The sequence below is a fragment of the Halorarum salinum genome (assembly GCF_013402875.1).
GTDB classification, from domain to species: Archaea; Halobacteriota; Halobacteria; order Halobacteriales; family Haloferacaceae; genus Halorarum; species Halorarum salinum.
Genome location: NZ_CP058579.1, coordinates 700,347 through 709,865, shown reverse-complemented (window position 1 = coordinate 709,865; position 9,519 = coordinate 700,347). Strand labels below are relative to the sequence as shown.

Here is a 9,519-nt window from a genome sequence, read left to right as displayed (position 1 = left end):
GTTGGGAATCGGGACCCCGCGCTCACCCGCCGAGCAGGGCGACCAGCGCCATGAGGGCCGATCCGACGACGACGATGCCCGTGGTCCAGGCGAGCAGCGCGGTCGTCGCGCCGGGGAACGCCTCGGCGAGGGGGACGAACGACCGGACGTCGAGGAGGACGACCGCGAGCGCGCCGACGGCGTCGAACCCCAGGTCGAGCGCCGTGTCCCGCCACCCGTAGTGGACGAGCACGGGTTCGACGTCGAGGGACTCCCCGACGTCGCGGGCGACCAGTTCGACGAGTTCCCAGAAGACGCCGATCGCGAGCGTCGACAGGACCGTCGCGCCGCCGACGGTGAGCGGGCCGGGGGGGACGTGGGGCGACTGCCGTGCGCCGACGAGGACGCCCGCGTAGACGAGCGCCGCCACCAGCGCCGCCGACACCGTGTGGGTCACGTGGTCCCACCACGGGACGGACTCGTACAGGCCGAGCATCCCCAGACAGTGGAGGAACCCGGCGACGCCGATCCACAGCGAGAGCACCGGACCGACCTCGCCGAACTCGAGCGAGAGGCCGACCCCGAGCGCCAGGGGGAGGAAGGCGGCGCCCAGCGAGACGGCCGCGTTCACGACCGCGGCGGGGTCCCGCCGGCGAACTCCCTCCAACAGCGTCCCGGCGATGGCGACCTGGAGCGACAGGACGCCGACGTCGAGCGGTTCGACCATTCAGTCTCCTCCCGACGGGTCACCCGCGTCCGGCGGTTCTCGGTTCACGCGTCGTTCCTCGCGGGTACTGGCCCCCACGCACGCTAAGGACGTCACCGTTCGGGTGCCGACGCCGCCCGGGCGTCGCCGCTCGCCCGGTATCGGGCCGGGAGGTACGCGGCCGTCCGTTCCGGGAGCAGCGAGACGACCCGCTCCGCGACCGCCGGGAGCGTGCGGCGGAGCGCCGCGTACGCGGCCGCGACGGCGAGGGTCCCGCCGACGAGCGCCGGGTACGGGCCGTCGACCGCGAGGCCGTCGACCGCGACCAACAGGGGCGCGGCGATCGCCGCCGAGAGCAGGAGGTCCGCCGGCGACCCGTCGTAGCGGATCCAGCGACGGGGCGCGATCCAGCGGCCGCGGTGGTGGTCGTACACCGCGCGCCGCGAGTTTCCCTCCCATGGTCGAAGCTCCAGCCCGCCGCCGAACACGTCGGCGACGCTGTGGCCCGCCGCGGCGAGGAGGAGGGTCGCGACCGCGACCGTCGCTACGGACGGGAACAGTCCGGCGGCGGCCGCGGCCGGCAGGGCGAGCGCCGAGTAGTAGACCGGGTAGTGGAGCGTCCGACGGTGGCCGGCGTACATGTCCAGGTCGGGGAGCACGCCGCCGAGGAAACCCGCCGCGAGGGCGACGCCCGAGAACTCCGGCACGGCGAGCGCCGCCGGCAGGGCGAGCAGCATTCCGCCCAGCGCGTGCGTCGGCAGCATCATCGGGTCGGTTCGAAGGCGACACGAACGGTTGAGCGTGTCGATCGGCCGCCCTCCGGGACGACCTACTCGTCCGGTCGCCGGGTCAAGTACCAGAGTACGATGACGAGTCCCTCGACGCGCGCGGCCGTGTACACCCACGGCCGCAGTTCGACGTCGCCGTCGTCGGTCACCGCCAGATCCATCCAGAAGTCGACGACCTGGCGCGGGGCGAGCAATTCCAGGACGCCGAGGACGGCCAGGCCGAACCTGAGGCTCATGGCCGCCGGTACGCGTCGCTTCAGGAAAGATTTACCTGCCGGACGGGAGTGCGGACGGCCCGGTCGACCGGATGCCGGTCGAGCGGTCGGGAAGAGCCTCCGAGGCGAGTGGCGAGTCGAAACCGGTCCGGAGGAGCGCGCCGCTCGACCGCGCAGACGATTCCCCGACGGGACGGCTCGGAAGTCGGTCTCCGAGGCCTAGATGACGCGGTTCTGCAGGTAGTCCAGGTGCTTCGCGTTGTAGACGATCTGGACCTCATCGGCCGCGGGCGACCCGATGCAGGTGAGCCGGACGTTCTTCTCCTCGACCTCCTCGTCCGAGAGGATCTGCTGCATGTCCATCTCGATCTCGCCCTCCGTCAGGATGGCCGCGCAGTTGGCGCAGGCGCCCGCACGGCACGAGAACGGCCAGTCGTACCCCTGTGCCTCCGCGGCCTCGAGGATGTACTCGCCCTCGTTGACCTCGAGTTCGCCGTAATCCTCGTCGTCGAGGCCTGCGTCGGCGGCCTCGCCGAAGAGGTCGTCGTCGTCCATCTCCCAGCCGTGATCATCCAGCACTTCGTAGTTGAGGTATTCGACCGTGGGCATCACGTCCGGCTTCGGCGGCCGGCCAATTAGATGTTGCTATCTCCGGCCCCGGTTTCGATGGGTACGACGGTTTAGGCCGGCCAAAACGCGGGATCGGGGGCGGAAGCGGGGGTGCAGGGACGCGCCTCAGACGACGCCCCCGTAGGCGAACAGGAGGTAGGAGGCGACCGTCGCGATGACGGGCACGACGTTCTGGAGGAGGATGACCCGGGCGGTCGCGGTCGGTTCGAACAGGTCGTCCGCACGCGGGATGTCCTCGGGTTCCTCGTCGCCGATGGGCGCCGGGCGCGGTCGGGGGTTGTGCTCGTCGGGGGACGCCCCGGCGTCCCGGTCGCCGACGGTCGGCACGTCCTCCGCGTCGGCCGCGAGCGCGCCGACCGACATCCGCGGCCCCTCCCCGCGGGCGGTCTGGGTGATGGTCGAGGTCCGCGTCGCCCGCCCCCAGCCGAGGCCGACGATGCTCATCGTCGCGATGACGACGAAGCTGGCGGGGATGCCGAGCGCCGAGAGGAAGGTGACCACGGAGGCGCTGACGGTCGCGACCACCAGCGCGGCCAGAAGCGGCATCTCCGTGAGGTCGTTCCCCATCGTGTCGAGCGTCCGCCGGGCGATGGTGAACGCGCCCACTCCGATGGCGGCCGCGCCGACGAGGACCCCCTCGCTGGCGCTTATGGAGCCGTTTCCGACCAGCGGCGCGACCGCGTTCGCGACGTTCGAGGCCCCCGCCGAGAACGCCATGTAGCAGGCGATGATGACGACCAGCGCGGTGCCGAGGAACTCCCGCCGGGTGGTTCCCGGGCCCAGCGTCGGGCGCGGGAGCGTCCCGGAGCGGTCGAGCGCGAGCAGCGCCCCGTCGCTCCGGGTCACGGCGAACCACTCGACGAGGTAGGGGTAGAAGTAGCGGCCGATGACGCCGCTGAGCCAGAAGGCGACGACCGGCGAGACGACCCACCAGCCGACGATCTCCAGCATCACCTCGGCGTTCAGCCGCCCCGTCGCGAGCCCCAGGCCCGCGATGGACCCGACCGCCGTCATCGACGTGGAGGCCGGGACGCCGACCACGTTCGAGAGCAGCAGCGACACGCCGATGAAGAACAGCACGGCGATGCTCACCGTGGGGGAGAACAGGGAGGCCGGGACGATCTCCCCGCCCATCGTCTCGATGACCTCCCGACCGACCGTCCAGCCGCCGAGCAGGGCGAACACGGTCATGAGCGCGGCCGCCGTCAGCTTCGAGACGACGCCGCTGCCGACCGCGGGGCCGAACGCGACGCCCGTCGAGGAGCCGCCGATGTTGAAACCGACGAAGACCGCGACCGCGAGCCCGACGAGGAGGAGTGTCTCGACCACACCGGTAGGAACGACCGACGCGAGATAAGTGCCACGTCCCGCGTTCGGGCGTTGCCCCCCGGCGTGACCGAAGGCGTCGGCGTGACCGGGGGAGGGGGTTCGGAGGACACGCGCTCGCACGACAGCGTTTAAGCCACGAAGCGATTACTACCCGACATGGAATGGAAGACGGACTGGGGGCTGCGCGGCCGAATGATCTTCACGATGTTCCTCCTGTTCGCCCTCTACGTCGTTTTCGCGGCGGTCATCTCGCAGACGAGGTACGTCGGGTTCCTCGTCCTCATGGTGCCGTTCCTGCTCGCACAGTTCTTCTTCAGCGACAGGCTCGCGCTGTACTCGATGGGCGCGAAGAAGGTGAGCGAGGAGGAGTACCCCGACCTGCACCGCAAGATCACCCGGCTGAGCCAGCAGGCCGACCTGCCGAAGCCGAAGGTGGCCGTGGCCGACTCGCAGGTGCCGAACGCGTTCGCGACCGGCCGGTCCCAGAAGAACGCGGCCGTGGCCGTGACGACCGGGCTGCTCCGCACGCTCGACGACGACGAACTGGAGGGCGTGCTCGCACACGAACTCGCGCACGTGAAGAACCGCGACGTGATGGTGATGACCATCGCCTCGTTCCTCTCGACGATCGCGTTCATGGTCGTCCGCTGGGGGGCGTTCTTCGGCGGCGGGCGCAACCGCAACAACGGCGGCGTGCTCGTCGCCATCGCCGCCTCGCTGGTCGTCTGGATCGTGTCGTTCTTCCTCATCCGCGCGCTCTCGCGCTACCGCGAGTACTCCGCGGACCGCGGCGGCGCGGCGATCACGGGCAAGCCCGGCGCGCTCGCCTCGGCGCTTCTCACCATCGACGGGCGGATGGACAAGGTGCCCGACGACGACCTGCGGGAGACCTCCGAGATGAACGCGTTCTTCATCATCCCGCTGAAGAGCGGCGTGGTGGGGAAGCTGTTCTCCACGCACCCGCCCACGGAGAGCCGCGTCCAGCGGCTCCGCGACCTGGAGCGGGAACTGGAGACGGTCTGATTCGGATTCGGTTTTGAAACGAGTGAGGGCTTCTCGGTCACGATGAGCTGTTTCCGACGACCACGAACGCCTCGAAAGTCCCCGGGCGCTCGACCGTCCGCGGCACGCTCTGCGGTTTACCTCGGAGCGGGCTCCTCGGAAGTGCACGAAAATCGGAGATTTTCGGCAGCGGGCGAGAGCTTCGCTCTCGCGGCCTCAGCGAATCTCCGATTCGCGGAGTGACGAGACGGCCACGCCGTCTCGAACCATCACGCTCGCTTCTCTCGCGTGACCCTCGTCTCGCTCCCTGCGGTCGCTCGCCTGCGGTGCTTGAGGCGCCGCGACCCGAGAGCCGCGGGGGCTTTCGCGGTCGTGCTGATCCCGGCGGAGCAGGTCATGGCCGGAACTTCGGGAACACCGACCTCGGCTTCTCGGACGAATACGAACCAATCCTTTTACGCGGAGTTTCCGTATCCGGGCGTATGCTCCCGCTCCAGTCCGGCGGCCTCTCGCCCACGACGGCGCTGCTCGCGCTCGTGGTGGCGCTCCTGTTCGCCGTCGCGCTCCTGCTCGTACGGCTCTGGTTCTCGGTCCGATCGCTCGGCAGCCGGGACGCCGACGTCGAGGTCGACTCGGACGTGCTCACCGCCGCGGTCAGCCGGACGTTCACCGACCTCGAGTTCGTCGAGAAGGTGGACCGCATCGAGGACCACGCGGGACGGATGCGGGAGCTCCACTCGGACATCGACGGCATGCTCCGGGACCCCCGCAAGCGCGGCGCCTTCGGCGAGGAACAGCTCGACGTGCTGCTCTCGGACCACCTCCCGCCGGAGATGTACGGCCTCCGCGAGCGGGTCGTCGACGGGAAGACGCCGGACGCCCACATCCGCACCTCCTCGGGGCTCGTCTGCGTCGACTCGAAGTTCCCGCTGGACAACTACGAGCGCGCCGTCGGGACCGACGACGAGGCCGAGGCGGCCCGCTACCGCGACGCCTTCGCGGGCGACGTGGAGTCGCAGCTGGCGAAGATCGCGGACGACTACGTCCGGCCCGCGGCGGGCACGACCGACTTCGCGTTCGCGTTCGTCCCCTCCGAGAGCGTCTACTACCACCTCGTCACCGAGGAGTACGACATGCTGCGCGAGTTCACGAGGGAGGGCGTCCAGGTCGTCTCGCCGCTCACGTTCGGCCACAAGCTGGAACTCATCAAGGCCGACGTGCAGGCCCGGCGGCTCTCCGAGGAGGCCGAGGCGGTCGCCGACCAGCTCGACTCGCTCCGGGAGGCCTTCGCCGCCGTCGAGGACGAGTGGGGCGTCCTGCAGACGCACGTCCGCAACGCGGCGAACAAGGCCGAGGACGTCGACCGGGAGTACCGACGGCTCCGCGGGGAGTTCGACCGGATCGACGAGCCGACCCTGGCGGCCGGCGACGGGGTCGCGACGGACGGACGTGGCTCGACGGAGGGACGCGACGGAACCGACGGTCGGGGGGCGGCCGACGGGGAGGGAACCTGATGGGGCTGTTCGACTCCGTGAAGGCGGCGCTGGGCATCAGCGCGGAGAGCGACGCCACGCGCGAGGCCGACCCGGACGACCTGTTCGGGATGAGCACCGCCTACGTGACGATGGAGGCCGACCTCGGCTTCGCCCCGGTCGGGGAGGCGGCGCTCTGCTTCTCCTCGGTCGACTCCACCGACTTCGCCTCGACGGTCGAGGAGGTCGAGGAGATCCTCCACGCCGGGAGCGAGGAGACCGGCACGGAGTTCCGCCGCCACGCGGACGACCACGGCTACCAGTGGGTCGTGCTCGCGGACGACGACCCCGAGGACCTCGTCACCTCCATCCACTTCGCGGCCGACACGTTCGTCGAGCGGGGTTACGGCTCGCGGCTCCTCGCGGCCGTCTTCGGGTTCGAGCGGACGAGAGATTCGAGCGACCGAGCCTACTGGATCTACTCGTTCCGGCGGGGCGCCTACTACCCGTTCGCCCCGAAGAACGGCGAGCACGACGGGCGGATCGAGGGTAAACTGGAGTCGGTGCTCGACGGCGAACTCGACCTCGAACCGGACAAGGAGTACTGGTACCCGCTCTGGCCCGACAGCCGCGGGGGCCATCCCTGGGGGTAGGTCCGGCGACCGTCGAACCCGACGGTCGCCGCCACCTCGCCGTCCGTCCCGTACGACCCTCCGTCCGGCACCACTGCCCGTCCGCCACAAGTAGGGTCCCCCCTCGACGCGCGCCCCTTCCTCCCTGAAACTTCGCGACGCCGACAGAACAGCCCCGGCGCTTGCCCGCGTTTTCACTTCCACTTCCCTGTTAACGGGGGTTTATGTGTGGAGCCGCACAAGCCGGTATCACGATGGCAGAAGACGACCTCGAAAGCCTTCCCGGCGTCGGGCCGGCGACGGCGGACAAACTCGTCGAAGCGGGATTCGAAAGCTACCAGAGCATCGCGGTCGCCAGCCCCAGCGAGCTGGGCAACACCGCCGACATCGGCGACTCGACCGCCAACGACGTCATCCAGGGCGCGCGGAAGGCCGCCGACGTCGGCGGCTTCGAGTCCGGCGCGCAGGTGCTCGAACGCCGCCAGCAGATCGGGAAGCTCTCGTGGCTCATCCCCGAGGTGGACGAGATGCTCGACGGCGGCCTCGAGACGCAGTCGATCACCGAGGTGTACGGCGAGTTCGGCGCCGGCAAGTCGCAGGTCACCCACCAGATGGCCGTGAACGTCCAGCTCCCGAAGGAGTACGGCGGGCTGGAGGGGAGCTGCATCTTCATCGACTCGGAGGACACCTTCCGCCCCGAGCGCATCGACGACATGGTGCGCGGGCTCGACGACGAGGTCCTCGAGGCGCTGCTCGAGGAGCGCGAGATCGAGGGGAGCCCCGGCGACGAGGAGACGATGGAGGCGCTGCTCGAGGACGTGCTCGACAAGATCCACGTCGCGAAGGCGTTCAACTCCAACCACCAGATCCTCCTCGCGGAGAAGGCCAAGGAGGTCGCGAGCGAGCACGAGGACGACGAGTTCCCGGTCCGACTGCTGTGCGTCGACTCGCTCACGGCCCACTTCCGCGCGGAGTACGTCGGCCGCGGCCAACTGGCCGACCGCCAGCAGAAGCTGAACAAGCACCTCCACGACCTGATGCGCGTGGGCAACCTCTACAACTCGGTCGTGCTCGTGACGAACCAGGTCGCCTCCAACCCCGACTCCTACTTCGGCGACCCGACCCAGCCCATCGGCGGGAACATCCTCGGGCACACCTCCACGTTCCGGATGTACCTCCGCAAGTCGAAGGGCGACAAGCGCATCGTGAAGCTCGTCGACGCGCCGAACCTGGCCGACGGCGAGTCGATCATGCGCGTCCAGGACGAGGGGCTCAAGCCGGAGTAGTCGGCCAGCGTACCTCGCGGACGACGCGCTCCCCCGTTTCGGCTTTCCCCTCGAGCACTACGCCCCGCAGCGGCGGGGCTCTTCGCCGTGGGAATCCGCAAAACCGGTGAGCGGGAATCGAAGCGGGGACGGCGACCGCGTCAGTCCTCCGTCTTCGTCACGTCGAGGTCCTCGAGGTCGCCCTCGTGAAGCTTCGCGCCGTCCTGTGCGACCTGCCGGGCGAGCACGGCGCACTTGATCCGCATCGGGGAGATGTCGACGCCGAGCATCTCGGTGACGTCCTCGGTGTCCAGTTCGTCCAGTTCCTCCAGGGTCATCCCGCGGAGGCGCTGGGAGAGCATCGACGCCGAGGCCTGCGAGATGGCGCAGCCGTCGCCCGAGAACGCGACGCGTTCGATGGTCTCGCCGTCGTCGGCCAGCCGGACGTCGACCCTGATGGTGTCCCCGCAGGAGGGGTTCTCGCCGACGTGCGAGAACGTCGGGTCGTCCATCTCGCCGTAGTTGCGGGGGTTCTTGTAGTGGTCGAGGATCTGCTGGCGATACATGTCGGAGCCGCCGCCGATTCCCATTGTTGACCGACCTAGGCGAGTCGGCCCGAAAAGCCTACCGCCCCACCTTTTGGGTTGCGTTCGTTCGTGAGCGACAGAGAAGTGGTTTTGTGGACACCTCTGTTCTCTGTGAGCTCAACCTCGAATTGGATTGCAGTCGAAAATATTGAAAATCAATTCGAGGTGCGGATTGGTGACTAACAATAACAGACAGAAACCGCCAAAGATTGTATATACCACCGCCGTTTACCTCTAAAAATGACTGAAGTAAATGAGTTCGTCCTCCTGCACGCAGATCGGCGTGTCGCTGCTGCTGTCGGACAGCTTTTAACTGGGGGAGAATCCGTCGAGAAAATAGCTGACGAGTTTGCTGTCGCCCCCGAAACCGTCGAAAACGCCATCGTCGAGTCGGGACTCACGGAGCACGTCGCAGGCATACATCTCAATTCAGAGGTGGATCAGCAACAGCAACGAAAACCGCCTACTTTCCTACAAAATGGCGAGCCAATCACGAGACAAAAGCAAGGGATTCGTGATGAAACGGCGAAAGAGAAGGTGAGCCCCACGTACGAGGTTTCATTCACGAGGGCCGTACTCTCTGAGGCCAGCCAAAAGGCCCGTGAACTAGTGTCCCAACAAGTAAGTCAGGAGTTTGGGGAGGATGCAACGAGACTACGTGTGGCAGTTCGGGCAACCCCAACAGATCAAGAGTTCCCGGACCACGTTAGATGGATCGCGGTTGAATACCCCGTTGATGCCAGCAAGTCCTCATCACCGGGAATGATTCAGAGCCCGCCGTTTCAGTTCTCTCAACTCGAAGAGTTCCTTCCGGATACGATCGACGTGACGGTCGAGCTGAGTGGGGAAACCTTCTCCGTCCGAAACATCCCCGTCGCTGCAACCGAGGAACGGTGGGAATAGAGCGGTCCTCC

General features: G+C 68.1%; 11 protein-coding genes. 5 read left to right on the top strand and 6 right to left on the bottom strand.

What is annotated here, in order from left to right; translation table 11 throughout:
- Positions 1–22 precede the first annotated feature (22 nt).
- From HUG12_RS03380 to HUG12_RS03360, 5 genes are all read right to left on the bottom strand, one after another.
- Positions 23–706, bottom strand: a complete 684-nt coding sequence (locus HUG12_RS03380; RefSeq protein ID WP_179267423.1) for a hypothetical protein — start codon at positions 704–706, stop codon at positions 23–25.
- A 92-nt stretch (positions 707–798) separates the two neighbouring features.
- Positions 799–1,452 (bottom strand): metal-dependent hydrolase, encoded by a 654-nt coding sequence (locus HUG12_RS03375; RefSeq protein ID WP_345776997.1) that lies wholly within the window; start codon positions 1,450–1,452, stop codon positions 799–801.
- A 62-nt stretch (positions 1,453–1,514) separates the two neighbouring features.
- On the bottom strand, positions 1,515–1,709 hold the full coding sequence (locus HUG12_RS03370) for a hypothetical protein (RefSeq protein WP_179267422.1): 195 nt from the start codon (positions 1,707–1,709) through the stop codon (positions 1,515–1,517).
- A gap of 198 nt (positions 1,710–1,907) precedes the next feature.
- Positions 1,908–2,297, bottom strand: coding sequence for a ferredoxin Fer (gene fer, locus HUG12_RS03365; RefSeq protein WP_179267421.1), 390 nt, complete (start codon positions 2,295–2,297; stop codon positions 1,908–1,910).
- Between the two features lie 126 nt (positions 2,298–2,423).
- On the bottom strand, positions 2,424–3,647 hold the full coding sequence (locus tag HUG12_RS03360) for an inorganic phosphate transporter (protein ID WP_179267420.1): 1,224 nt from the start codon (positions 3,645–3,647) through the stop codon (positions 2,424–2,426).
- 156 nt (positions 3,648–3,803) lie between these two features.
- Here HUG12_RS03360 and htpX point away from each other — a divergent pair, with 156 nt between their 5' ends.
- The 4 genes from htpX to radA all read left to right on the top strand — a co-directional run bounded on the left by htpX (position 3,804) and on the right by radA (position 8,039).
- Positions 3,804–4,670 carry a zinc metalloprotease HtpX gene (htpX, locus tag HUG12_RS03355; protein WP_179267419.1) on the top strand — a complete coding sequence of 289 codons (867 nt, stop codon included), beginning with the start codon at positions 3,804–3,806 and terminating at the stop codon, positions 4,668–4,670.
- A gap of 461 nt (positions 4,671–5,131) precedes the next feature.
- Entirely contained in the window at positions 5,132–6,163 is a 1,032-nt protein-coding gene (rmuC, locus tag HUG12_RS03350; protein ID WP_179267418.1) for a DNA recombination protein RmuC, read from the top strand.
- Positions 6,163–6,774 carry a PspA-associated protein PspAB gene (pspAB, locus tag HUG12_RS03345; protein ID WP_179267417.1) on the top strand — a complete coding sequence of 204 codons (612 nt, stop codon included), beginning with the start codon at positions 6,163–6,165 and terminating at the stop codon, positions 6,772–6,774. Before rmuC ends, pspAB begins: the two co-directional genes overlap by 1 nt.
- Positions 6,775–7,007: 233 nt before the next feature.
- Positions 7,008–8,039 (top strand): DNA repair and recombination protein RadA, encoded by a 1,032-nt coding sequence (gene radA, locus HUG12_RS03340; RefSeq protein WP_179267416.1) that lies wholly within the window; start codon positions 7,008–7,010, stop codon positions 8,037–8,039.
- 140 nt (positions 8,040–8,179) lie between these two features.
- Here the strand turns inward: radA and HUG12_RS03335 are convergent, their stop codons facing one another.
- Complete coding sequence (locus tag HUG12_RS03335) at positions 8,180–8,602, bottom strand: iron-sulfur cluster assembly scaffold protein (RefSeq protein ID WP_179270553.1); 423 nt, start codon at positions 8,600–8,602, stop codon at positions 8,180–8,182.
- 243 nt (positions 8,603–8,845) lie between these two features.
- Between HUG12_RS03335 and HUG12_RS03330 the strand changes: the two genes are divergently transcribed.
- Entirely contained in the window at positions 8,846–9,508 is a 663-nt protein-coding gene (locus tag HUG12_RS03330) for a hypothetical protein (RefSeq protein ID WP_179267415.1), read from the top strand.
- Positions 9,509–9,519 lie beyond the last annotated feature (11 nt).